Source organism: Haloarcula pellucida (assembly GCF_014647235.1).
GTDB lineage: Archaea > Halobacteriota > Halobacteria > Halobacteriales > Haloarculaceae > Haloarcula > Haloarcula pellucida.
In genome coordinates this window covers 1,117,813-1,140,752 of the sequence record NZ_BMOU01000001.1, presented here as the reverse complement: position 1 = coordinate 1,140,752, position 22,940 = coordinate 1,117,813, and the positions used below count along the sequence as shown (strand labels likewise).

Below are 22,940 nucleotides of genomic sequence, written 5' to 3'. Positions count from 1 at the left end.
AACAGTCGATAGAAAGTGGTAAAACCGAAGCGAAACAATCACGGGAACAGTATGCTCCCGGCCGAACGCAAGCGGACTATCGTCCAGTTAGTGACAGAGCGAGACGGCTGTTCGGTCGCGGTACTCGCCGACGAACTCGAGTTCTCGAAGGCGACCATCCGACGTGACCTCCGTGACCTCGAAGCCGAGGGTCGCATCGAGCGGTCCCACGGTGGTGCCGTTCCGGCCTCCTCGGTCGGCACCGAGCGGTCGTACGACCAGCGCGAGGTCGAGCGACTCGACGCCAAACAGGCCATCGCCGCCCGCGCCAGCGACGAGATCCGCGACGGACAGGTCGTCTTCTTCGACGCTGGGACGACCACGATGGAAGTCGCACGCGCCGCGCCTGACGGCGGCTACGTCGCGGCGACCAACATGCCAGCACTCGCGATGGAGCTTTCGAACCGAGAGATAGACGTCAAGTCCACCGGGGGGACGCTCCGGGCCCGGACGAAGGCGCTGGTCGGGCCGACCGCCGAGGCGTTCTTAGACCGGACGAACTTCGATCTCCTCTTTCTCGGGACGAACGCGCTGGACGCGGAGGCCGGTCTCTCCACACCGAACGAGGACGAGGCCGAAGTCAAGCGGCAGATGGTCGAACGGGCCGGTCGCGTGGTACTCGTCGCGGACAGCTCGAAGTTCGGAGAGCGCAGTTTCGTCTCGTTCGCGGACCTAGACGACGTGGACATGGTGGTTACGGACGGTGAACTCCCGTCCCCCCTCGCCGATGCGTTCGCAGACGCCGACGTCGTCGTCGAAGGAGTCAGCAAATGATCGTTACAGTCACGTTCAACCCGGCAGTCGACCAGACGATTCAGTTCGACGAACCGATGGCACCCGACCACGTCATGCGAGCCACCGATGCTCGGTTCGACGCGGCGGGCAAGGGAATCAACGTCGCCCAGTTTCTCACGGCGCTCGATACGGACTGTGCCGCGACCGGCATCGTCGGCGGGTTCACCGGCGAGTTCATCCGCGACGAACTGGCAGCCGACGGCGTCGAGACGGCCTTCGTCGAAGTCGACGGGACGACGCGGTTGAACACCACCGCGCTGGCCACCGACGCCGAGTACAAACTCAACCACGACGGGCCGACGGTAGACGATGCGGTCGTCGACGCCACTATCGATCGGATTCGTTCGAACGACCCCGAACAGGTCGTCGTCAGCGGCAGTCTCACGCCCGGCGTGTCGCTTTCCGACGTCGACGCCGTCGCCGCGGCCGGCGACTGGGACACCGTCGTCGACATGGAGGGACGCGCTCTCCGCGAACTCGACGAGCAGTACGCGCTGTGCAAGCCAAACCGCGAGGAACTCGGCGAGGCGACCGGTGCCGACGTCTCGACCGTCGAGGGGTGCGCTCGCGCGGCCGACGCCTTCCGCGACCGCGGATTCGACCGCGTACTGGCGTCGATGGGGGGCGACGGCGCGGTACTCGCTACCGGGTCGACGCTTCTGTACGCCGAAGCGCTGGACGTCGACGTAGTCGGGACAGTCGGTGCGGGCGACGCGCTCCTCTCGGGGGTTCTCGCGGCGTGGGACGCGGGTGCCGACGACGCCGCAGCGTTACAGAACGGCGTCGCCGTCTCCTCTCGACTGGTCGAACAGGCCGGCACGGCGGTGCCGGCGCTCGACGACGTCGCGGCGTTGCGAGAACGAGTGACCGTCCGGGAACTGGACGGCTGAGTCAGAACTTCTCGTCGTAGGTGTCGACGAACGACCGGACCTCGCGGAGCGAGGGCTGGTCGGCCGTGCGGACGAAGTGCCCGGCAACGGCGTTGCCGACGACGACGGCCGCCGCCGGCGAGAGGCCGGTCACCAGACCGAGACCGAGACCGGCGTTGAAGTGGTCGCCGGAACTCGTCGTCAGTTCGGGATCGTCGACGCTCGGGACGCTCACGCTCTCGGTGCCGGCCGGAGAGACGACGACCGAGCGGTCGACGCCGTGGCCCACGAACCACGTCGGGTCGAGCGCCTCGTGGACGGCCTCGGCGGCCGTCTCGAAGGTTCGCTCGGCCTCGCCCGCGAAGGCGTCGGCCAGAACGCCGGTCTCGGCGCGGTTCGAGGAGACGACGACGCCGGTCACCTCGTCCAGCCGACCGATGGCCTCGCGGCCCGCGCGCAGGCGGTCTGCGTCGAGTTTCCGCACGTCGCCCGGATCGACGAGGACGTGGTCCGGCGGGGTCTCGATGTCGTTCCAGACGTCACACAGGCCGTCGAGGATGTCGGGCAGGTTCGGCGCTTCGGACCAGTAGCCCATCCCCAGTAGGTCGGCACCGTCGAGGCGCTGGACCAGTCTATCGTGGCCGAATCGCTCGTCGATGTCGGCCCAGTCGAGGTGCATCGTGTCGCCGATCTCGCTCAGCATCAGTTTGCCGTCGTCGAACTCGACGGCGTCGGTGATGCCGGGGGCACCCATCGAGTTGAGATCGAACTCGCCGAACTCCGCCTCGAACGCCTCGTGGACGGGGTCGCCGTACATCCCGACGAGCGTCGGGTCGAACGACCACGTCCCGAAGGCGCGGGCGAGGTGACAGGTGTGGCCACCCGTTCGGCGGCCTTCCTCCAGCCACTCGAACGTGAGGGAACTGTCGGCGGCGACGGAGCGGTCGACCCGCTCTCCGAACGCGGCTATCGTCGCCAGTCGCTCGTAGGTGTCCGGGTCCGTCCGGTCGGCGACGACTTCCCGGACGCGGTCGAGGTAACCGTCGAAGCCGAACACGACGCGGCCAGCGTCTATCGCCTCGGCGTCGGGCAGCTCCTCGCGCGCGTCCGCGACGGCCCGTCGGGTAGCCTCGTCCATGGCCTACAGGACGTCGTCGGCGCTTTCGCCCTCGAAGACGACGCCTTCTAACTTATCGAGGATGTCGTCGGGGTCCTCACGCTGCCAGACGTTGCGGCCGACGGCCAGCCCCGAGACGCCGACGTCCATGCAGTCGGCGACGAGTTCGAGGAAGTCGCGGTCGGAGGTCTTCGAGCCGCCGGAGAGCAGGACGCGGTTGTCGGCGGCGGCGTCGACGGCGTGGGCCATCGCGTCCTTGTCCCGGGGGTATTTCACCTTCGTGAAGTCAGCGCCCAGTTCGAGGCCGATGCGGGCGGCGTAGGCGATGATGTCGCGGCTTCGGTGTTCCTTGACGGCCTGTCCGCGCGGGTACGACCACATCGCGATCGGGAGGTCGTGGTCGCGGGCGGCCTCCTGTACCGGGCGGAAGTCCTCGAACATCTCGGGCTCCTTGTTCACGCCGGGGTAGATGGTGTAGCCGATGGCGTCGGCGCCCAGTTCGGCGGCGTACTCGACCGACCAGTTGTGGGCGGAGTAGGGGTCGCCCATCCAGAGGTCCGAGCTGCCGTTGAGCTTCGCGAGGAGGTTCACGTCGTCCTCGTAGCTGGGGTAGTAGGTCTCTGCGAGTCCTTTGCCGACCGCCAGCGCCGTGACGGCGTCGTGGGTCGCCATCTCGAACACTTCGCGGGGGTCGAGGCGCTCCTCGACGCCGCTGAACTGCTTCGGCCCGTGTTCGAGGCCGTGGTCGTGGGCCAGCACGAGCGTCTTGTCGTTGCGAACGAGCGGCGAGTCTGCTACAGGTCGCATATCGAAAATCTACCCAGAACGCACATTAACAGTTTTCGGTTGTGATTTTTTACTACTGTCCGAGTCTGTTTCTGCACGTCCCCGAACGTTAAGTGTCAGCGAGGGGAACCCTCGACCATGCCGACAGTCGAACTCGACGAGGACACCGTCCAGCGACTCGACGATCTGCGCGTCGAGGACGAGTCCTACGACGAACTGGTGACCGAACTCATCAACATCTACGAGGCCGAGGAACTCACGCTGTTTCACGGCGGCGACGAGTACTAGTTCGTCGCTTGCTTACAGATTGCCTGCCAGCGCCCGTTCGACTCCAGTTTCTCCTGTAATTTGTCGGCGTACTGCTGGGCGAGTTCCGCTGCTTCCTCGGTGCGTTGGTCTGCACCCCCGCCGCCGCCCAATCCGAGTGCGTCCTTGACGCCGGAGAAGAGTCCGCCACCACCGCCCCCGCCGCCGCCGCCGGATTGCTGCCCCATCCCCGGTTGCTGGTCGATGCGGTCGAGTTCCGGCATGATGCTCGGGAGTTTCGACGTGTTCGCTACGATACGGGCTGTCTCGGGGTCCTCTGGTCCCTCTATCTCGAACTCGACGGCGGTCATGACGAGACCCCACTGTTGGCTAGAGAAAGAAGATGCGGTGACCTGGTCGTTGAACAACCGGTCGACTTCCATCCGCTCGCCCGCGATGCGGTCCGTCCAGTCGTTGTCGCTCATGGCTCCCTGTTCGGGGCCCTCACCCATGAGCGTTTCCCGGGCGCGGAAAAATACGGGGTCGGTCGGTGGCCTCAGACGCCGGACTCGATGGCGATGTCGGCGTGGAGTTCCTCACGTAGCGCCGAGTGGACGTGACAGATGTCCTCGCCGAGTTCGACGATGTCCTGTTCGTCGTCGCCGAGGTCTTCTTCGACCGACATGTCGAAGGCGATGGAGACGAGGTCGTCGTCCTCGTCGAGGTCGGCTTCGACGTCGACTTCGATGTTCCCTACGTCGTCGTAGCCGTGTTTGTCCGCGGCGACGCGGAACGCCGGGATGTAACAGGAGGCGTAGTCGGCCGCGAGCACCTCGTTGGCCGACGGGCCGTCGTTGCTCAGGGCGTCGACGACGAGTTCCCACTCGCCGTTGATGACGCTCTCGACTGTGTAGCCTTCCTCGCACGTGCTGGTGACTTCGATGTCTGCCATAGCACTCGGGGAGTCTCGTCCCGGTAACGTAAACGTTGTCCGATAGCGTGTCTCGGTGAGCGAGAACCGACAGCGGATTGAAGGCTGGCGCGCCCGAAGACGCACCCATGACGACTGTCGGATTCATCGGTCTCGGCGCGATGGGAACGCCGATGGCGTGGAACCTCGACGACGCGGGGTTCGACGTCGTCGTCTACAACCGGACGACCGACCACGAGCAACCGTTCGCCGAAGCGGGCGTCTCGGTGGCGGACTCGCCGAAACACCTGACCAAGCGGTCCGACGTGGTCTGTCTCATGGTCAGCGACGGCGACGCCGTCGCCGAGGTGCTCGAACGTGATCTGGGGGTCCTCGACGGCCTCGACGAGTCGACGACGGTGGTCCAGATGAGCACCATCGCCTACGAGGAGACGATGGCCGCGGCCGAACTGGTCGCGGAGGCTGGCGCCCGGTTCGTCGACGCCCCGGTCTCCGGAACTGTCGGCCCGGCCCGCGAGGGGACGCTGGTCGGACTCGCGGGCGGTGACGAGGCCGTGGTCGAGGACGTGCGCCCAGTGCTTGCGGCGATGTGTGACCCGGTCGTCCATTGCGGTGGCGTCGGACAGGGGACCAACATGAAACTGTTCGTCAACCTCCTGCTCGGGAACGCGATGAACGCCTTCGCGGAAGCGCTCGTCTTCGGTCGCAAGAACGGCCTCGCCCTCGATGACATGCGTACCGTCGTCGGGAGCGGGGGCCTCGACTGTCCGCTGTTCGCGGGCAAGGGCGCGGCCATCGCGGACGACGACTTCGAGTCGCGATTCCCGGTCGACTACCAGTTCAAGGACCTCTCACTGGCACTTGCCCGCGCCGGCGACATCGGCGTTCCGCTCTCCCAGACCGCGGCGGCCCGCGAGGCGTTCAGCGCGGCCCGCGCCCGCGGCTACGGTGACGAGGACATGGCGGCCGTACTCAAACCACTCGAAGAAATGGCAAACGTCAGTGTGAACGACGACTGACGACCGTGGCTACAGGTCGTAGGTCTCGTCGCCGTCGAGGACGACGACTTCCGTGTCGCTACCGGCCGCTTTCACTTCTCTCACGAAGTCGTCGGTGTCTATCTCGATTGGCGGGAACGTGTCGTAGTGCATCGGGAACGCGTAGTCGACGTCCAGCCAATCGACCGCGATGGCGGCCTGCATCGGGCCCATCGTGAAGTGGTCTCCGACGGGGAGCGCCGCGGCGTCCGGTTCGAGGTACGGCCCGATGACCTCGCGCATCTCGGTCATCAGACCCGTGTCCCCGGCGTGGTAGAACGTCGTGGACTCCTCGTCGCTGACCTGCGTGGGCTTCGTATCGGAGATGATGAACCCGGCGGGCATCCCGGCGCTCGTGCCGTAGGAGGTGTCGATGCCGTTGGTGTGGTCGGCCCGGTGCATCGTGACGAAGGCGTCACCGATCTCGACGGTGCCCCCGAGGTTCATCCCCATGCCGCCGACGGCGTCGAACTCGCCGAAGTTGTCCTCGCAGTACTCGACGAGTTCCGGCGTGGCGACGAGGCCGGCACCCTCATAGCGGTCCACGTCACCGATGTGGTCGGCGTGGCCGTGTGTCAGCAGGACGTAATCGGGGTCTAGCTCTTCGGGGTCGGTGTCGGTGTAGGGGTTGTCGAAGAACGGATCGATGAGCAGGTCCGTGTCGTCGACGCTGACGTGCCACGTGGAGTGGCCGTGCCATGTGAGTTCCATGAGTCGGCTGTGAATACTCGTGGCTCGCACTTAAGACTACACCGCGACTGGGGCCGTCAGTCGAAGAGACCGAGCGTCGTCGGTTTCCCCTGCGCGTAGCGTATCCAACGCCGCATGTGCCGATTGAGCGCCCAGAAGAGGACCACTACCATCCCGACGAGCGCCGACAACAGCACGACGCCAAGCACCATCGGTTCGTCCGCCGGGAGGCCGAGGAGTGCAACGATGGTGCCGACGAGTGCCATCTCCATGGCACACCGTAGCCCCGGAAGGACGAACCCCGGAGACGGAGTCGAGTCCTGTGACGCATCAGCCATACGTCCCATTTGCTAGCCTCGATATAGTAGTTTGTGCCCCGCGACCGTGGCTTTATTCGGTCGCTCTCCTAACACGTCGGTATGGGTAACGACAGGCTCTCGCGCCGGGGCTTTCTCGGCGCACTCGGCGTCGCCCTCGCCGGGACAGCAGGGTGCCAAGCGCCGGGGCAAGTAGACGGTCCCGCGACGGCCGGGACAGACACGACGCCCCAGTCTCGGCAGTCCCAGCAGTCGACGCAGTCCGGCGGTAGCGTCTACACGAACGTCTATCGCGAGGTTGCGGACTCGGTCGTCTCTATACGGGTCTACTCTCGCATCGGGCGGGGGTCACAGGGCAGCGGCTTTCTCGTCGACGACGAGCACGTCGTCACGAACGAACACGTCGTCGCCGGCGGTGACGAGTACTACGTCCGCTTTGCCGACACGGGGTGGCGACAGGTATCGGTCGTCGGAACCGACGTCTACAGCGACCTCGCGGTGTTACGTGTCCGGAACAGTCCCGACGACGTCTCGCCGCTCACTTTCCGTGACAACGACCCGGCAGTCGGCATGCGGGTCGTCGCCATCGGGAACCCCTTCGGTCTCTCGGGGTCCGTCTCTGAAGGCATCGTCAGCGGCGTCGACCGGACGCTCCGCGGTGCGAACAACTTCTCTATCGCGGACGCTATCCAGACCGACGCGGCGGTCAACCCCGGCAACAGCGGCGGACCGCTCGTCGATTTAGACGGCGGCGTCGTCGGCGTCATCAACGCCGGTGGCGGCGACAACGTCGCCTTCGCAATCTCGGCCCAACTGGCACAGCGGGTCGTCCCGGCGCTCGTCGAAGACGGTACCTACCGCCACTCTTACATGGGCGTGACCCTCCAGAGCGTCGAACCGCTCATCGCCGAAGCCAACGACCTCCGGCGGGCCTCGGGCGTCTACATCGACACGATCGTCGACGGGGGCCCCTCCGACGGCGTCCTGCAAGGGAGCGACGGCTCCGAGACCATCAACAACACGGAGATTCCGGTCGGCGGCGACGTCGTTCGACGATTGGACGACACGCCGACGCCGACCCGGCAGGCGCTCGCGACGTTCCTCGCACTGGAGACCAGCCCCGGCGACACCGTCGACGTGACGATTGTGCGTGACGGCCAGACGCGGACGGTCGAACTGAAACTGGGTCGGCGGCCGCGGCCCTGACCCGTCGGGCGTCAGTTCACTGCGACGAAGCGGTAGTTCAGGACGGCGGCGAAGGCCACCCACAGCAGGTACGGGACGAGCAGCAGACCGGCCCGCCGACGGACCCGGTAGAAGGCGACTGTCGTCGGCAGTAGCAGGGCCAACAGGCCGAGGATGACCCCGAGCGCCAGCGTGAGGTTCTGTGCCTGAAAGAACGTCGGCGTCCACGCGACGTTGAACGCCATCTGTGCGGCGAACAGGCCCAGTGCGAGACGCCGTTGCCGGCCCGCGTCGGCCCGCCAGACGAGGTAGAGTGCGACGCCCATGAGCGTAAACAGGGTCGTCCAGACGACACCGAACACCCACGGCGGTGGGTAGAGACCGGGTTTGACGAGGCGCTGGAACCACGCGGAGTCGGGACCGCCGAGGGCGGCCGGCGCCGCGCCGACGACGTTGACGAGTAGAATCGTCGCGAGTACTCCGGGGAGGTCCCCTCGGCTAAGTCTCGCCGTCTGGGTTGTCAGCATGTAACTCGGTTCGACCGGCTACGACGTATAACTACGCCCGTGGCTGGGGGCCGTTCGAGCGACTGCCGAGAGGCACTGTCCCGCTTACTCGAGCGGTTCGGCGGCGTCGCGTTCGACCAGCGGGTCGGCATTGTCGGCTGGCAGCGTCACCACGTCGTCCGTCGAGAGGTCGTACTCGCGCTGGTCGACGCCGAAGATTTCGCCCACGTCGTCCGTGATACGGACGGTCTTTCTGGCCACGTCGTCCGTCCCACCGTCTCGGTCGCCGGTCGCCGGTGGTTCGTCACCGCCGCCGGCCGTCGCGGCTTCGTCCGGCGGCCGCTGGGGGCCCGGTTCTTCGGGTGGTGGCGTCGGGGCGTCGGTCGTGTCGCCGTCCTCGGCCGATTGTGCGTCGGTACCGGACGAGGCGTCGGCTCCACCGCCCATGAGGTCCGCCGCATCGACGCTCGACGCCGGTTCGTCGGCGGTCCGCTGGGGCGCGTCGGGCGCTACGTCGGACGGCGGGGCTGGCGCCGAATCCTGCGTCGGCGTGCCGGCGTCGTCGGTCGGCGGTTGCGTCGTCGAACTCTCGCCGTCGCCGACGGCGCCGGTCGGTACCTCGCCCGCGATGACGTCCAAGACGTGCTGGCGGTTCTCCTTGATGGCCCCGACCATCGTCTCGAAGAGGTGCCGTTCTTCCTGTGTCAGCCCGTCGTCTTCGGTGGGCATGTCGGCGGCCGCGAGCGACGCCATCTTGACGATTTTCCCGACGCGGCGCTCGTAGATGGCCTCGACGGTCTGTTCGGCGGTCTTGATGTCGTCGGTGAGACGGTTGACCTCCGGCGAGTCGAACGGGTCGTCGGCCCGGTCGGCCGCACGGTCACGTTCCTCGCGGAGTTGGTTGACGAACTGGCCGGCCTCCTCGTAGAACGTCGCGCGCAACTGCTGTAGCTGGTCGGTCTGGCGCTCGCGTGACTGGACCGATTGAAGTTCGTCGAGATTCATTCTGCACCCTTCTCGGCGCGACCGCGGGCCATCAGGAACACGCCCACGTGCTCTGGTACTGTGTGATTACCCGCCTCCACTGTAAAGCTATCCCCGTCGAGTTCGACGAGGCCACCGTCGGTCACCTCGACGGTTATCTCGTGGCCGCGGAAGGTCTCTGGCACCGCGTCGACGAGCGGGTCGAACTCGTCGACTGCGTCCCGGTCGATGCGCTGGACTTCGAGGCCGCTGCCGCCGTGGAGCGACCCGGGCAGACGGATGAGTCGGTTCGTGTCAGTCGTCACCGGTTCGTCGATCGGAGCGTTCTCGTCGGCGACAACCTCGTGGACCAGCACCTGTGAAATCTGGTAGAACGCCGAGTGGACGTCGATGTTGCCGGCGGCTAACTCGTCGTAGTTGCTCCGGGCGGCGTTGAGCGCCGCGGTCGCCTTCCCTTCACCGATGCCCTCGTACCGCTGTAACCGTTCGAGAGCGTCGGTTTCGTCCATCTCCAGCAACGCGTCGACCTCCGACATGATGTGGCGGTGGGCGCGCGCGCTCCACCCGCCCTCGGTGGTGAGCGTGCGCTTCTCGGCGGGGCTAGACCGGCCGGCGGTGCCGGCCACCGTCTCTATCTCGACCAGTTCTTCGAACTCCAGTCCGATGCCGCGAACGTAGTCGACTATCTCCCGTCTGGCGTCCCGTTCGAGGCCGCGTATCGACTCGTCGCGGACGTGGACGTGGTAGCCGCGGCCGCCCGAGAAGACGACGGTCAGGTCGTCGAACGCGAAGTCGTCCTCCAGAAAGTCGAGCAGGCGAACTAACGCGTCCTTACACTTCGCGAGCATCTCGGCGTAGGAGTCCTCGCCGAGGACGACCGAGGGGAGGTGGTCGGCGTCTAAGTCGAAGACGAGGTCCGAGGAGCGCCATCCCTTATCGCTCATCGACGAGGCGCTGGGGTCGTCGTAGCGGCCCGCCGAGAAGTAGACGTGGCGTGGCTTCTTCCGACCGAGGAACTCCTCGATGTCGCCGAGGTCCAGTAGCGAGCGGTGGCGCACCATCGTCTCGCCGGGGCCGTCCGTCCACGGGATGAACCCCCACTCTCGTTCGTTCGCGGCCGGCGGCGGCGCTATCGACGTGCGACGGTAGTGGTCGCCGAAGCGGCCACGGAGATACTCGAGGGTCCGCGCTTCCATCGGTGACTCGGTTGGGGGGACCCGTTCAAAAGGGTTCTCCTACCCGCGCAGGAACTTCGATAATTTGTCGGTTATCGAGTCGTCGCCGAGTTTGAGGTAGTAGGCGTCGCCGCCGTCCTCGTAGTAGTTGTCGATGCGGCGTCGAATCTCGAAGCCGATGTGCTTATAAAAACCCAGTGCGCCCTCGTTCGTCGACCGGGCGTGACAGGTCACGCTCCCGTAGTCTTCGGCGACGCGCGCGACGAGGCGCTTCCCGAACCCGTGGCCACGGTAGTCGTCGTCGACGGCGAGAAAGAGGATGTAGCCATCTCGACGGACCGCGGCGAAGCCCACGAGTCGGTCCGAAGAGCGATCGAGGTAGAGATAGACCGTCGAACGGCGGTACGCGCTTCTGAAAAAGCCCCGGCGCTGCCGGAGTACACCGTCCGCTTCCCGGATGTTCTCTTTGAGTCGCCACGCGTCATCGACGTACTCGTCGTTCCCCCGGTCGACGACCCGTGTTTCGATGTTGACGCTCACTGACACTCACGTAGTAGCGGCACGAATATAATTCCACCGCCGACACGCTGACGCGCAGTTTTTTCCGACTACCCGCCGTCGTCGCCGGCATGAGTGACAGGAGAGCGCCGAGTCGCGTCTCGCCGACGACGGTCAGGACGACGGCACGGCGGGCCGTCGTCACGGGATTCGCCTTGACGATTCCGCTGCTGGTGACGCTGTTGGTCATGGGGGTCATCGTCAACGCGCTCTCGAACGTGCTCGACCCTATCGTGGCGTTCACCTTCGAGATGACCGGGTCACAGATTCGCCCCTCGGAGACGTCGCCGTTGCTCCTGAAGGTGTTCGCGCTCGTCGTGCTGGTCGTCGGCGTCTTCTGTATCGGGTTCGTCGCCGAGCGGCGTTCGGGTAACGGCCGTATCGAGTCAGCGTTCGACGCGACGATGAAGCGCATCCCCGGCGTCGGCTCACTGTATACGAGTTTCGACGAGATGAGCGACATGTTACTGGACAGCGACACGCAGAGTTTCAAGGAGGTCGTCCTCGTCGAGTACCCGACAGCGGGGTCGTTCACCATCGCCTTCGTCACCGCGAGTACGCCCCAGAGTATCGAGGACGCGACGGACAACGGGGAGATGGTGACGCTGTTCATGCCGATGGCGCCGAACCCGGTGATGGGCGGATACGTCATCCACGTCGAGGTGGACCGGGTGTACGACGTGGACATGACCGTCGAGGAGGGCATCCGCTCTATCGTCACGAGCGGGGTCGCTATCGGCGAGGGAACTGTCTCTACACCCATCGGAGCGGGGGACACGACGGCCAGCGCCGGCCACCCGGCACAGGCGCAGTACCAACCGGACGGTGCGATGCGCGAACCGATGCCTCAGACGGACGTACAGGACCGTGAAGCCGCGTACAGCGAGACCATGGACCCAGAACACGCGGAGACGCCAGAGGCTATGGCGCGCCGGCAGGATACCGAGGAGACGGTCGGGACCGACGCGGACCACCCCGAAGAACTCCAACAGGGGAACGGAACGCTCGGTGACGAAAGCGACCTGCCACGAGACATCCAGCCCCCCGACGCCGAACCGGATGCAGAGGCCCAACAGGGTATCGAACGCGACGAAGAGGAACAGGATTAGGTGTCTCGTGGCCCTAGCGGGTGTATGAAACGCCGTTCGATACTCACGGGGGTTCTGTTGGGGGTCGCTGTCGTCGCGACGAGTCGGCCTGCTGTTGCACACGTCGACTACGTCACAGACGGCCCCGGTGCGGCACTCGACGCGCTCGCCTTCCTCATCGAGGTCCTCTCGAATCCGATAAACGCCGCCATCTTCGGCGTGTCCGGACTCGCGGGCGTCGTTGGCATCGCCGCGTATCTCTGGGTCCGTCCGACCATCGCCGACATCGTCATCCTGCGGGAGAAACTCGCCGGCTACGCCGACCTCGTGCCGTGGATGCTCCGACTCGCCGTCGGACTCCCGCTCGTCGGTGCGGGGTTCCAAGGCTACCTGTTCGCGCCGACGGTCACCTTCGACCCGAGCGCAAATCCGCTCGTCAGGGTGCTGTTCATCGGCCTCGGCTTCTGCATCCTGTTCGGACTGGCGACGCGCATCGTCACCGCAGTCGGCCTGCTCACCTATCTGTGGGCGCTGACCGTCGACCCCGGTGTCGTGCTCGCGATGGAGTACGTCCCGGCATTTCTCGCCTTGCTCGTCGTCGGCGGCGGCCGACCGAGCGCCGACGACATGTTACAGGAGGTCGCCAGCACCGAAGGGACCTACTACGGCCGCGTCGACCCGGTCCATCACCTGAAGGCGTTCTTCGACGACGTGACCGACCCCTTCCGCCCGTACGTCCCGACCGTATTGCGGGTCGGGATGGGCGTCGCGTTCGTCTATCTGGGCCTGTTCCAGAAACTCGCCGACCCGGGGAGCGGCCTGTTGGTCGTCGAGAAGTACGACCTCACGGCCGTCGTGCCAGTCGACCCCGGGATGTGGGTCGTCGGTGCCGGCGTGACCGAGATGCTGGTCGGTCTCGCGCTGATCGCCGGCTTCTTCACGCGCGGGGCGGCCGCCGCGTCGTTCGTCCTCTTTACGACGACGCTGTTCGGACTGCCGGACGACCCGGTGCTGGCTCACATCACCCTCTTCGGGATGGCCTCGGCCGTCTTCACGATGGGGGCCGGGCCGATTTCCTTCGACCATTGGTTCGGCCGACCAGCCGTCTCCGACGAGGAACCAGTCGTCCCCGCCGACTGACAGCCGAGCGACCATACACATTTGGGCGTCCGTGGCGGACGTTCACACATGGTGACATACGACACTGGTTCGGTCACGCTCGAACGGGTCCGGGAGTACGTCTGGGAGATTCCGCCGACGGACGGGATGCGCGTGCCGGCGCGCGTTCTCGCGAGCGAGCAGTTGCTGGATGAGATTAGCGACGACAAGACGCTCGAACAGTTGCAAAACTCCGCACACCTCCCCGGCGTGCAGAAGTACACGCTGTGTATGCCCGACGGCCATCAGGGGTACGGCTTCCCCGTCGGCGGCGTCGCCGGCATCGACACCGAGGACGGGTGTATCTCGCCCGGTGCGGTGGGCTACGACATCAACTGCGGCGTCAGGATGCTGACGACACCACTCGAATACGCCGACGTACAGGGCCACGAGGAAGAACTCGTCGACCGCCTGTTCGCGGCCGTCCCCTCCGGACTGGGCGGCGGTGGCGTCTACGAGGGGTCCGTCGAGGACGTCGACGCCATCCTCGAACGCGGGATGGACTGGGCGCTGGAACAGGGCTACGCCACCGAGGCCGACCTCGAGCACTGCGAAGACGAGGGGTACCGCCCAGAGGGCGACGCCAGCGTCGTCTCGGAGAAAGCGAAGAACCGGGGGAAAGAACAGGTCGGGTCGCTGGGCTCTGGCAACCACTTCCTCGAAGTCCAGCGCGTCACGGACGTCTACCGCGAGGACGTGGCGACGGAGTTCGGTCTCTCGCCGGACCAGATCGTCGTTCTCATCCACTGTGGCTCCCGTGGCCTCGGCCATCAGGTGTGTACGGACTACCTCCGACAAATCGAGAAGCGCCACGGCGACTTGCTCGCCCAGTTGCCCGACAAGGAACTCGCGGCGGCACCCGCGGGGTCGCAACTGGCCGACGAGTACTACCGGGCGATGTGTGCGGCCATCAACTTCGCGTGGGTGAACCGCCAACTCGTCATGCACCGGACGCGGGACGTGCTCACGGACGTGTTCGGCGTCGAACGGGAGGACCTCGAACTGCTGTACGACGTGGCCCACAACATCGCGAAGAAGGAGGTTCACGACGTGGACGGCGAGGACCGCGAACTGTACGTCCACCGGAAGGGGGCGACCCGGGCGTTCCCCGCCGGTCGGCCGGAACTCCCGCCGGCCTACGCCGACGTGGGCCAACCCGTCATCATCCCCGGGAGCATGGGTGCCGGGTCGTACGTCCTCCGCGGCGGCGAGAACTCGCTGGCGGAGACGTTCGGGTCGACGGCCCACGGCGCCGGACGGTTGATGAGCAGGACGCAGGCCAAACAGGAGTACTGGGGCGAGGACGTGCGCGACGACCTGCGCGACCACCAGCACGTCTACGTCAAAGCGCAGTCGGGGGCGACGGTGGCCGAGGAGGCACCCGGCGTCTACAAAGACGTCGACGAAGTCGTCCGGGTGTCGGACGCGCTGGGAATCGGTGACCGCGTCGCCCGAACCTTCCCCGTCTGCAACGTCAAGGGTTGAGACGGATCGTCGTAGTCTCGTACCGGTATCGTCGGCATCGGTACACAGCTCCGACGATCCGTACGACTCATACTGGTGGCTGTAAGTTCGTACAGATATTCACCACCCCGGGGTGGCGAATTACTTCAGTTTGTTACAGCCACCAGTATCACCCGCCGCTCCACTCGTCCAACTTCGTCCGGTTGCCGCTCCGGTTGTAGTATATCTCGACGGTGTCTCTCGCGCTCACGCGTCGCCCGTAGGCGTTGCCGCTGCTCAACTGCGCGATGTCACCGGGTTCGACCATCGACGTGTTGTTCCGGTTCGCGAGTCGTGCCCACGTCACCCGCTTGCTTGGCCCCTCGAACTCGATTTTGCCCGCTTCGAGCTGGTCGCCGCGGCTGTAGGTCACCAAGAGGAGTTCGTTGTCGCTGACGTAGTCGTAGGTGAAGTTCGCTTGCAGGCCGCTGCCGCTGTCGTCTTCGACGACGAGGACGTTCAGGCCGACGATGGCCGTCACGAAGATGGTCAGGAAGACGAGGACACCGACGCCTATCGACTCCGACATCCCCATCGTGTCGTCGCTGAGACTGCGCCCACCCATCGCCTGCCAGTTACATGGGTAGACGGCGTTAAATGCTGTTCGGCTCCCCGAGAGGGGAAAGCACATATCGATTCGGGTCACAACCCCCCACATGATAGACGAGACAGTCGAGGAAATCGAGGAGATGCAGACCCACAGTTCCTCGACGGTGGCGATGAAGGCGGCAAAGGCGTTGCGCGCCCTCACAGACCGGGAGTTCCCGACGGTCGAGGAGTACCTCCGGACGCTGGAGCGCAACAGCAACGCCCTCCGGCGGGCGAATCCGTCGCACGCATCGCTTCACACCACGCAGTTGGAGATCGTCGAGGCCGTCACGGACGCCGACCCGGACGACGTGGCCGCCGCGAAGCGACTCACTGGGGAGGCCATCGACGCGGTCGTCGACGAAGTGGAGTACGCGAAGGACCGCGCGGCGGCGCGCGCCGCAGACCTCATCGCGGACGACGACACGCTGTTGACACACGACTTCTCCTCGACGGTGTTGACGGCTATCGACGACGCGCTTGAATCGGGACGCTCCTTCGAGGTGTACACTACCGAGTCCCGACCGCGGTTCCTCGGCCGGAAGATGGCACGGAAACTCGCGGAGCGAGACGGGGTGGACGTGACGCTCATCGTCGACAGCGCGGCGGGCCACTACCTGTCCGAGTGTGACCGGGTGCTGGTCGGGATGGACTGTATCGTAGCGGACACGCTGTACAACCGGGTCGGCACCTACCCCATCGCCACGGCCGCCGAGGACACCGGCGTCCCGATGACTGTGGTGGGGGCAGACGCGAAGTTCGTCGACGGCGCGTTCGCCTTCGAGAACGAGTTCCGGTCGCCGGCAGAGGTACTGCGCGAACCGGCAGAGGGGTTCGGCGTGGCCAATCCGGCCTACGACGCGACGCCGACGTCGCTACTCGATTCGGTCGTCACAGACGAAGAGATACGCGAGTACTAGCGGTCGCTCACGACCGTCCGGCAGTCGGGACAGCGGCGGGTCCGCGTGTCACCGGTCAGTTCGACGTGCCAGTCACCACCCACTGGACTCTCGTGGCCGCAGGCCGGGCAGAACAGCACGCCCTTCGAGCGCTGATGGATCGACCGCTGTGGGTCAGCGGCGTCCACCGGGTGGGTTTCGATAGAAGTCATCACTTCTAGAGAGGGGCCGGAGCGTGAAGTATGTGTTGACAAATTGTTTAATTATTCACGGAGAAACGCCCTGTCTACGAGTTCCGACCGGTACCTACTGTGTGACACGTTCGCCTCCCTCGGGCTCACATGTACATCCGGTCGTCTGGCATCATTTCCTCTTGGCTCGCTTCGATTCGCTCGGCCAGCGCCCGGTACTGGGCCTCGACGGTGGCGGCGAACTCGGCGAGCGGCTCGGTGTCGACGTCGATGTCGTGGGTCGCCGAGAGCGCCTCGACGAGACGGACCGCGGCGGCGGCGTCTGGCGCCTGTGGGTGGGCCGGCGTCGTGAACACGCCGACGGGGCGTTCGTCGTCGGGGATTCCCCGGGCGACCAGTTCCGCCGTGGCCCCGTCTAAGAACCCCGTCCCCATCGCCCTGATGTCGGTATCCGAGAGATAGCGCTCCCGGTAGTCCTCGGTGGCGATGTAGAACGGGACGTGGTCCTCGGGGCCGTGTGCGACGGGAACGCCCGAGAGGACAGTGAGGTTCGTCGGCGTCAACTGCGCGTAGACGTCGTCGACGGCGTCGGCGAAGGACTCGGCCATCTGTGGCGGGACGAACCGCTCGCTGATGACGACGCCCAGTGCGGTGTCCTCGTCGGCGTACAGGCGCGTGTGATGTCGCGGGACGCCGTTCTCGAACGGCGTGATGGTCGGTGGACCGCCGCCGTTCAGGTAGCCCACCTGCTCCATCGGCATCTGGTCGACGAGGTAGTCGACGGCGGTGAGTCCGGCGAGACCGTACTCGGTGAACCCGACGGCGAGCGTGTCGACGTCAGGCGGTTCGGCGGTCAAATCGAAGGTGGGTCCGGCAGTGCCAGCTGATACCATGGTGACTGTCTCGTCTGCCGTCGTCTAATCGGTTTGGGAGGGGAACGTTTTTCTCGTGGGACCGTTCAGTCTGTGCCATGCATCCCGGCTACGTCGTGTTGTTTCAGACGGCGTCGCCGACACCGACGCCAACGGCGACACCGACGCCGACGCCAACGGCGACGCCGACGAACGCGACGTCGACCCAGACGGCCGCGGAGGCGACCCAGACGCTGTTCTCGTGGCTCCCTTTCGAGATACCCCTCTGGGCGTCCCAGTTGCTGACGTCGCTGCTCGTCATCGTACTGGCGCTACTGGCGTCGCGCCTTCTCGTTCGCTTGCTCGGCCGTCGCGTCGCACAGCGGTTCCGCCGCCCCAGTCTGACGCGGACGGCCCTCCGAGGTATCCGGGTTGGCGTCTACGTCTTAGCCCTGCTGACGATCATGGGCATCTACGGCCTCGGTATCGGCGACATCGGCCTCTCGGTGGCCGTCTTCTCCGCCGTGGTGGGTGTCGTGGTCGCACCCATCGTCGGGAGTTTCATCTCCGGCGTCTTCCTGCTGGCCGACCAGCCCTACGAGATCGGCGACATGATCGAACTGGCCGACCGAGGCCAGCGAGGGTTCGTCGAGGACATCACGCTCAGACACACCAAGGTGTTCACGCTCGACAACACCTTTCTGGTCATTCCGAACGGGTCGATGCGCGACCGGGACGTCGTCAACTACTCCGCAGAGGACCCGCGAACCCGCCTCTCGCTGGACGTGCTGGTAACCTACGAGAGCGACATCGCCGAGGCCCGGAAACTCGTCGAACGTGCGGCCCGCGACGTGGACAACGTCATCGAGGGCGGCCCCAACATCCGCGTGGGGGCGGCCCGCTACCCCGCTGCACCGACGGCGTACATCAACGAGTTCGGCGACCACGGCGTCCTGTTGACGCTTCGCTACTGGGTGACGGAACCGTACAAACTACTGGCCTCTCGGTCGAAGGTCCAGACCAACGTCTGGGACGCACTCGACGACGCCGACGTCGAAATCGCCTATCCCCACTCGCACCTGTTCTTCGACGAGACGAGCGGGGAGATGCAGGTGTCGCTGTCCGAGAGCGACGCTGGACCGGGACCCTCGCCCGGCGCTCAGTTCCCCGACGAACGCGACGCCGAGTAACCCGACCGCTTGCTGTCGGGGCTGACCGTGACGACGTCACAGTCCAGTTCCTCACGGAGGAAGTGCTCTATGTCCGGGTCGTCGACGAGGCGGCGAACCATCGACCGCCAGCGACTCACCTGTTTGTCGCCGATGACGACGACGTCGGCGTCCTGTGCGGCCACCTCGTCGAGAATCGTCTCCTCGACGAGCATCCCCGACCGGACGACGTAGCGTGTCCGTCGGAGGTGTCCGAACTCACGTTCGACGGCGCTCTTCAGTTGCGACCGCGATATCTTGTGCCCGTTCTGATAGAGGTTGACGTGGAGAACGGTGAGGTCCGCGTCCGCTTCCTCGGCGACTCGGATAGCCTCGGCGAGGGTGGCACGCGAGTTCTCGGAGAGGGGATAACGAACCGGGACGACGACCTGTGGCATCACCGGAAGGTTCGGTGGCCGGGGTTAAATCCCTAGCGACGCACCACTCGACCGGTGACCGACGGATCGATGCCCTCGGCTCGCGCGTACTCCGCGAGGACCTCGTACTGAAGCGCCCCCACGTCGACGCGGTGGGTGCCCGTGAGGACGGGGAACTCGACCGGGGTGTGGAGCAGATAGTCCGTCGTCGCGACGGTGTAGGTCGCTTCCGGGTCGACCGGTTCACCGCCGACGTGAAGCCGTTCGACGGTCCGACTCTCGCGGTCCCAGACGACTTCGAGGCCGCTGAGGTGAGCGTTCCACCAGTCCGGCTCGCCGTAGGGGACGACCTGCCCGCTGGCCTGTCGGCAGAGCGTCCGGAGTTCCGCGCCGGTCACCTCGGCGACGACGACGGGTTCCTCGAACGGGACGACGGAGACGAGGTCGGCGACCGTCACGTCCCCCGACAGCGGCGTCTCGTCCTCGCGCACGCCGCCACCGTTCTGGAGGCCGACGTCGGTGTCCATTGCCCACCGGTAGGCGTCGGCGACGACGTTACCGATGCGGCTCTCGCCGCCGTAGGTGTCCATCCGCTCGCGGGAGATCGGTTCCTCGACGGTGGCGACGACCTCGTCCAGTCCGGTCTCTGCTAGTCGGTCCTCGATGGCTCCAGCGACGCGCTCGTCGGGCGCGGCATCGTCGACGGTCTTGAACTCCGCGGTCGGTTCGGTGCCGTCGAGCGCCACTGTGACGACCGTATGGCCGTTCGATCCGGGTCGGGCCAGCAGGGTCCCGTCGACGCGTTCGATGCGCCGCTGGTGGACGTGGCCGCCCAGAATAACGTCGACGTCGCTTCGGCGAGCGAGGTCGTCGTCGGCCCGCCCGAGGTGTGAGAGGACGACCACGTACTCGGCGCCCGCGTTCCGCAGTGCCGCTTCCGCGTCGGCCACCGCGTCGAACGGATCGGTGAACGTCAGCGGTTCGGCGGCGGGGCTGGCAGCCCCCGTCTCTGGTGCCGTGACGCCGACGAACCCGATTCGGGTGCCGGCCACCTCGCGGACGGCCCACTGTGCCGTCTCGTCGGCGAGGAACCGTCCGTCGCCGTTCCGGACGTTGGCGGTGAGCCACGTCTGTGGCGACGCCTCGACGACGTCCCGAGTGGCATCCAGACCGTGGTCGAAGTCGTGGTTTCCGAACGTCTCGAACGCGGGGTCGACGGCCGAGAAGAGGTCGAGCGCTTGTCGCCCGTTCGTCACCAGCGAGAGGACGCCCGGCGCGGTGTTGTCGCCGGTCCCGACGAGCAGCGCGTCCGGACCGTCGAGCGATTGGAGCGTGCCGGCAAGCCGACCGATCCGGTCGGGGTCGTCGTAGGCGTTCTCGACGTCCGAATAGTGGACGAGGCGGGGACCCATCACTCTCAGTAGCGGGACGGAGCGGCAAAGCGGTTGCGCCGCCGACGGGACGACCGGACGGGAGCGTCACGCGATTCGAGAGACCGATGAGGGCCGTCGCCCCTCGAAACCGGTCGCGTAGCGCGGGTCCTGCGGCGAGACGGGGTTGACGCCAGCGTCGGGATCGAACGCCCGTCGGCGTCTGGGACCGCAGTGATTTAGCCGCTGGATCTGTTTCACTCGGTATGGACGAACGTGACGGTCCGGACGGGACGACGCTGTACGTGGACCGCGAGGACGGCGACATCGGCACGAAGGGTCCCTTCTACGTCGTCTACCGCGGCGAGGGCAGAGAGCGCCGGTGGGGGTACTTCTGTGGTAACTGTGAGACGTTCAACAACGCCATGGACTCGATGGGCCGAATCCGTTGTAACGAGTGTAGCAACCTCCGGAAGGCGGAGGAGTGGGACGCCGCCCACGAGTAACGCCGTCCGTTTCCTGTCGCCCGATTGTCGAGTGGGAACGTTTATACTCTACCCACTGGTAGGCGTTGGCAGATGGGGGCCGTTACCACATCACTCGGCGAGCAGGCCCAGTCGATATTCGACGATATCGGGTACACCGTGTCGCGCACCGACAGCGGATTGCGAGCAGAACACAAGTGGCGCGTCGTCCGTGTCACCGTCCTCGACGGCGACGAGACACTCCCGGAGACGGGCGACTTGCGTTGTTTCGTCACGTGGTCGTCGGAGGCGACGACACTCGCACGACGTCTCACACGGATGGACGTCGAGTACGAGTGGGCGATCATCGGCGTCCGGGAGGACGGCGACTACGACATCGTCCACCCCGGGACCAAGACTTAGGGACGCCCCCACCGACCTTGGGGCGTGCAGATGAACGTCATCGCTACCGCGCTCGAACAGTTCCTCACCGACGTCCAGAGCGTTCTCCCCGACTTGCTTACTGGATTGGTCTTTCTCGTCATCGCAGGCATCGCTATCAAGGCTCTCATGTTCGTCGTCCGGACGATACTGAAGCGGGCACTCCCCGGTGAGGCACCGGTGTACCGACAGTTCGTCGCGACGATCGTCCTCGTCTTCCTCTGGTTCGGCGTCGTCCTCTCCTTTCTCTCTATCGTGGGCCTCACGCTGGTCGCTGCGTCGCTGGGGACGGCGACCGGATTCCTCGCGCTGGGCGTCTCCTATGCGCTGTCGGGCATGATTGCCGACGCCGTCGCCGGTGTCTACCTCCTCCGGGACCCGGACTTCAACCCCGGCGACACCGTCACGGCGGGCGACACGACGGGCGAGGTGACGGCTATCGAACTCCGGAAGACGCGCTTCGACGTGGGCGGCGACACGGTGGTTCGGGCCAACGCGGACATCGAAAAACGCTGGACGAAAGTGACCGACGACGCCTGAATCCGCTCGTCGGAACCTGCCGCTGCGTGTGGTGATACACCCGTTGACACGCGATACTTATGCGTGTCGACACCGAACGGTGTGGTATGTTCGTGGGGCATGCCCTGCTGGCGTTCGCTATCGTGGCGCTCGGGGCCAGACGACTGGACGTGCGTCCGAAGCGTGCGCTCCAGTACGGGTTCGTGGGCGGTCTGTTCGCCGCCGTGCCCGACGTAGACGTGGTGTACGCACCGGTCGGACTCCTGATGCGCTCCGTCGAGACGGTCGGGCCAGACGTGTTCTGGGCGACGGCCAACGTCATCCACCGTGGCCCGACGCACTCGTTGGTGATGGGCGCCGTACTCGCCGTCGCCGTCGGCCTGTGGGCACACGGTACCCGTCCCACCAGAGCCGCTTCGCTGTCGCTGCTGTCGCTCCTCGTCGGCGCTGCCGGACTCGTTAGTGGCGCTGTCGGTGCCGTCGTCGTCCTCGCGTTCGCGCTGGCCGGCCTCGGCGTCGCCGTGTTCAGTCGGCGCCTCGACGTGCGTCCGCGGACGCTGTTCGCCGTCGCGTCCGTCGGCCTCCTCTCACACCCCTTCGGGGACCTGTTCACCGGGTCGCCGCCGGCACTGCTGTACCCCTTCGACGTGGTGCTGGTCGCAGAACGCATCGCGCTCCACCCCCACGCGACGGGGCACTTGCTCGCGGCCTTCGCGGTCGAACTGGGGGCGGTCTGGTTGGCCGTCTGGACGTACGCCCGTCTCACGGGGTACCGCCTGCCCGCCCTCGTCAACCCGCGGGCGTCGCTGGGCGTCGGCTACGCCGCCGCCGCCATCATGCTTCCGGCACCCACGCTGGAGCAGTCCGCACACTTCGTGTTCAGCGTCCTCGCTATCGGCGTCGTCGGCGCACCGGTCCGTCCGTTCTCGCGCGGCGTCGATTCTCTGGAGGCCGTCGTCACCGGGTTAGCGGCCGTCAGCGTCGCGGTGGTCGCCTACGCGCTCGCCTACGGCGTCCTCTGACCTCCGATAGTGTTTTCCACGCAGCG

General features: G+C 66.1%; 29 protein-coding genes. 14 read left to right on the top strand and 15 right to left on the bottom strand.

Translation table 11 applies throughout. The features are described from left to right. Positions 1–51 precede the first annotated feature (51 nt). Both glpR and pfkB read left to right on the top strand, forming a co-directional pair. Positions 52–813, top strand: coding sequence for an HTH-type transcriptional regulator GlpR (glpR, locus tag IEY28_RS05990; protein ID WP_188995446.1), 762 nt, complete (start codon positions 52–54; stop codon positions 811–813). Beyond that, positions 810–1,724, top strand: coding sequence for a 1-phosphofructokinase (gene pfkB / locus IEY28_RS05985; protein WP_188995444.1), 915 nt, complete (start codon positions 810–812; stop codon positions 1,722–1,724). The genes glpR and pfkB overlap by 4 nt, the downstream gene beginning before the upstream one ends. 1 nt (position 1,725) lies before the next feature. Here the strand turns inward: pfkB and IEY28_RS05980 are convergent, their stop codons facing one another. Together IEY28_RS05980 and IEY28_RS05975 are read right to left on the bottom strand one after the other, a co-directional pair. Continuing rightward, positions 1,726–2,841: a hypothetical protein gene (locus IEY28_RS05980; protein WP_188995442.1), complete on the bottom strand. Its 1,116-nt coding sequence runs from the start codon at positions 2,839–2,841 to the stop codon at positions 1,726–1,728. Positions 2,842–2,844: 3 nt separating this feature from the next. Continuing rightward, complete coding sequence (locus IEY28_RS05975) at positions 2,845–3,627, bottom strand: class I fructose-bisphosphate aldolase (protein WP_188995440.1); 783 nt, start codon at positions 3,625–3,627, stop codon at positions 2,845–2,847. A gap of 117 nt (positions 3,628–3,744) precedes the next feature. On the opposite strand from IEY28_RS05975, the gene IEY28_RS05970 reads away from it, so the two are divergent. Next, positions 3,745–3,894, top strand: a complete 150-nt coding sequence (locus IEY28_RS05970; protein ID WP_188995439.1) for a DUF7557 family protein — start codon at positions 3,745–3,747, stop codon at positions 3,892–3,894. On the opposite strand, the gene IEY28_RS05965 is transcribed toward IEY28_RS05970, so the two are convergent. After that, complete coding sequence (locus IEY28_RS05965; protein ID WP_188995437.1) at positions 3,891–4,337, bottom strand: DUF5799 family protein; 447 nt, start codon at positions 4,335–4,337, stop codon at positions 3,891–3,893. The genes IEY28_RS05970 and IEY28_RS05965 overlap by 4 nt on opposite strands. Before the next feature lie 71 nt (positions 4,338–4,408). Beyond that, a complete protein-coding gene (locus IEY28_RS05960; RefSeq protein ID WP_188995435.1) occupies positions 4,409–4,804 on the bottom strand; it encodes an OsmC family protein in 396 nt (131 codons plus the stop codon). A 107-nt stretch (positions 4,805–4,911) separates the two neighbouring features. Between IEY28_RS05960 and IEY28_RS05955 the strand changes: the two genes are divergently transcribed. Further along, complete coding sequence (locus IEY28_RS05955) at positions 4,912–5,802, top strand: NAD(P)-dependent oxidoreductase (protein WP_188995433.1); 891 nt, start codon at positions 4,912–4,914, stop codon at positions 5,800–5,802. Between the two features lie 9 nt (positions 5,803–5,811). Here the strand turns inward: IEY28_RS05955 and IEY28_RS05950 are convergent, their stop codons facing one another. Beyond that, positions 5,812–6,531, bottom strand: coding sequence for a metal-dependent hydrolase (locus IEY28_RS05950; RefSeq protein ID WP_188995432.1), 720 nt, complete (start codon positions 6,529–6,531; stop codon positions 5,812–5,814). 56 nt (positions 6,532–6,587) lie between these two features. Next, positions 6,588–6,848, bottom strand: coding sequence for a hypothetical protein (locus IEY28_RS05945; protein WP_188995430.1), 261 nt, complete (start codon positions 6,846–6,848; stop codon positions 6,588–6,590). An 81-nt stretch (positions 6,849–6,929) separates the two neighbouring features. On the opposite strand from IEY28_RS05945, the gene IEY28_RS05940 reads away from it, so the two are divergent. Further along, entirely contained in the window at positions 6,930–8,033 is a 1,104-nt protein-coding gene (locus IEY28_RS05940; protein ID WP_188995428.1) for a S1C family serine protease, read from the top strand. An 11-nt stretch (positions 8,034–8,044) separates the two neighbouring features. On the opposite strand, the gene IEY28_RS05935 is transcribed toward IEY28_RS05940, so the two are convergent. From IEY28_RS05935 to IEY28_RS05920, 4 genes are all read right to left on the bottom strand, one after another. Continuing rightward, positions 8,045–8,539, bottom strand: a complete 495-nt coding sequence (locus tag IEY28_RS05935) for a TspO/MBR family protein (RefSeq protein WP_188995426.1) — start codon at positions 8,537–8,539, stop codon at positions 8,045–8,047. 84 nt (positions 8,540–8,623) lie between these two features. Then, on the bottom strand, positions 8,624–9,523 hold the full coding sequence (locus IEY28_RS05930; protein WP_188995424.1) for a hypothetical protein: 900 nt from the start codon (positions 9,521–9,523) through the stop codon (positions 8,624–8,626). Further along, complete coding sequence (gene priS, locus IEY28_RS05925) at positions 9,520–10,698, bottom strand: DNA primase small subunit PriS (protein WP_188995422.1); 1,179 nt, start codon at positions 10,696–10,698, stop codon at positions 9,520–9,522. Before priS ends, IEY28_RS05930 begins: the two co-directional genes overlap by 4 nt. A gap of 39 nt (positions 10,699–10,737) precedes the next feature. After that, positions 10,738–11,217, bottom strand: coding sequence for a GNAT family N-acetyltransferase (locus IEY28_RS05920; RefSeq protein ID WP_188995420.1), 480 nt, complete (start codon positions 11,215–11,217; stop codon positions 10,738–10,740). Between the two features lie 89 nt (positions 11,218–11,306). On the opposite strand from IEY28_RS05920, the gene IEY28_RS05915 reads away from it, so the two are divergent. The 3 genes from IEY28_RS05915 to IEY28_RS05905 are packed head-to-tail and all read left to right on the top strand — an operon-like array spanning position 11,307 to position 14,966. After that, a complete protein-coding gene (locus IEY28_RS05915) occupies positions 11,307–12,344 on the top strand; it encodes a DUF502 domain-containing protein (RefSeq protein ID WP_188995418.1) in 1,038 nt (345 codons plus the stop codon). A gap of 24 nt (positions 12,345–12,368) precedes the next feature. Beyond that, positions 12,369–13,463, top strand: a complete 1,095-nt coding sequence (locus IEY28_RS05910; RefSeq protein WP_188995416.1) for a DoxX family protein — start codon at positions 12,369–12,371, stop codon at positions 13,461–13,463. A gap of 48 nt (positions 13,464–13,511) precedes the next feature. Further along, on the top strand, positions 13,512–14,966 hold the full coding sequence (locus tag IEY28_RS05905; protein ID WP_188995414.1) for an RtcB family protein: 1,455 nt from the start codon (positions 13,512–13,514) through the stop codon (positions 14,964–14,966). 148 nt (positions 14,967–15,114) lie between these two features. Here IEY28_RS05905 and IEY28_RS05900 read toward each other — a convergent pair whose 3' ends face one another. Continuing rightward, positions 15,115–15,549 carry a type IV pilin gene (locus IEY28_RS05900; RefSeq protein WP_229783076.1) on the bottom strand — a complete coding sequence of 145 codons (435 nt, stop codon included), beginning with the start codon at positions 15,547–15,549 and terminating at the stop codon, positions 15,115–15,117. Between the two features lie 91 nt (positions 15,550–15,640). Between IEY28_RS05900 and IEY28_RS05895 the strand changes: the two genes are divergently transcribed. Beyond that, positions 15,641–16,492, top strand: a complete 852-nt coding sequence (locus IEY28_RS05895; protein ID WP_188995412.1) for an eIF2B alpha/beta/delta subunit family protein — start codon at positions 15,641–15,643, stop codon at positions 16,490–16,492. On the opposite strand, the gene IEY28_RS05890 is transcribed toward IEY28_RS05895, so the two are convergent. Continuing rightward, entirely contained in the window at positions 16,489–16,683 is a 195-nt protein-coding gene (locus IEY28_RS05890) for a DUF8106 domain-containing protein (protein ID WP_188995410.1), read from the bottom strand. The two genes, IEY28_RS05895 and IEY28_RS05890, sit on opposite strands and share 4 nt — an antisense overlap. 125 nt (positions 16,684–16,808) lie before the next feature. Continuing rightward, complete coding sequence (locus tag IEY28_RS05885) at positions 16,809–17,555, bottom strand: proteasome assembly chaperone family protein (protein WP_188995409.1); 747 nt, start codon at positions 17,553–17,555, stop codon at positions 16,809–16,811. 77 nt (positions 17,556–17,632) lie between these two features. Between IEY28_RS05885 and IEY28_RS05880 the strand changes: the two genes are divergently transcribed. Next, positions 17,633–18,703, top strand: coding sequence for a mechanosensitive ion channel family protein (locus tag IEY28_RS05880; RefSeq protein WP_188995407.1), 1,071 nt, complete (start codon positions 17,633–17,635; stop codon positions 18,701–18,703). Here IEY28_RS05880 and IEY28_RS05875 read toward each other — a convergent pair. Both IEY28_RS05875 and IEY28_RS05870 read right to left on the bottom strand, forming a co-directional pair. Then, complete coding sequence (locus tag IEY28_RS05875; protein WP_188995405.1) at positions 18,673–19,119, bottom strand: universal stress protein; 447 nt, start codon at positions 19,117–19,119, stop codon at positions 18,673–18,675. The two genes, IEY28_RS05880 and IEY28_RS05875, sit on opposite strands and share 31 nt — an antisense overlap. Before the next feature lie 32 nt (positions 19,120–19,151). Continuing rightward, on the bottom strand, positions 19,152–20,510 hold the full coding sequence (locus IEY28_RS05870; protein WP_188995403.1) for a bifunctional metallophosphatase/5'-nucleotidase: 1,359 nt from the start codon (positions 20,508–20,510) through the stop codon (positions 19,152–19,154). A 224-nt stretch (positions 20,511–20,734) separates the two neighbouring features. Between IEY28_RS05870 and IEY28_RS05865 the strand changes: the two genes are divergently transcribed. From IEY28_RS05865 to IEY28_RS05850, 4 genes are all read left to right on the top strand, one after another. Next, on the top strand, positions 20,735–20,974 hold the full coding sequence (locus tag IEY28_RS05865) for a DUF5816 domain-containing protein (RefSeq protein ID WP_166970668.1): 240 nt from the start codon (positions 20,735–20,737) through the stop codon (positions 20,972–20,974). Between the two features lie 72 nt (positions 20,975–21,046). Continuing rightward, positions 21,047–21,355, top strand: a complete 309-nt coding sequence (locus IEY28_RS05860) for a DUF7116 family protein (RefSeq protein ID WP_188995401.1) — start codon at positions 21,047–21,049, stop codon at positions 21,353–21,355. Positions 21,356–21,379: 24 nt separating this feature from the next. Next, the gene (locus tag IEY28_RS05855) at positions 21,380–21,913 is read left to right on the top strand and encodes a mechanosensitive ion channel domain-containing protein (protein ID WP_166970644.1); all 534 of its coding nucleotides are present in this window, start codon (positions 21,380–21,382) and stop codon (positions 21,911–21,913) included. An 86-nt stretch (positions 21,914–21,999) separates the two neighbouring features. Continuing rightward, complete coding sequence (locus IEY28_RS05850; protein ID WP_188995399.1) at positions 22,000–22,914, top strand: metal-dependent hydrolase; 915 nt, start codon at positions 22,000–22,002, stop codon at positions 22,912–22,914. Positions 22,915–22,940: the final 26 nt, after the last annotated feature.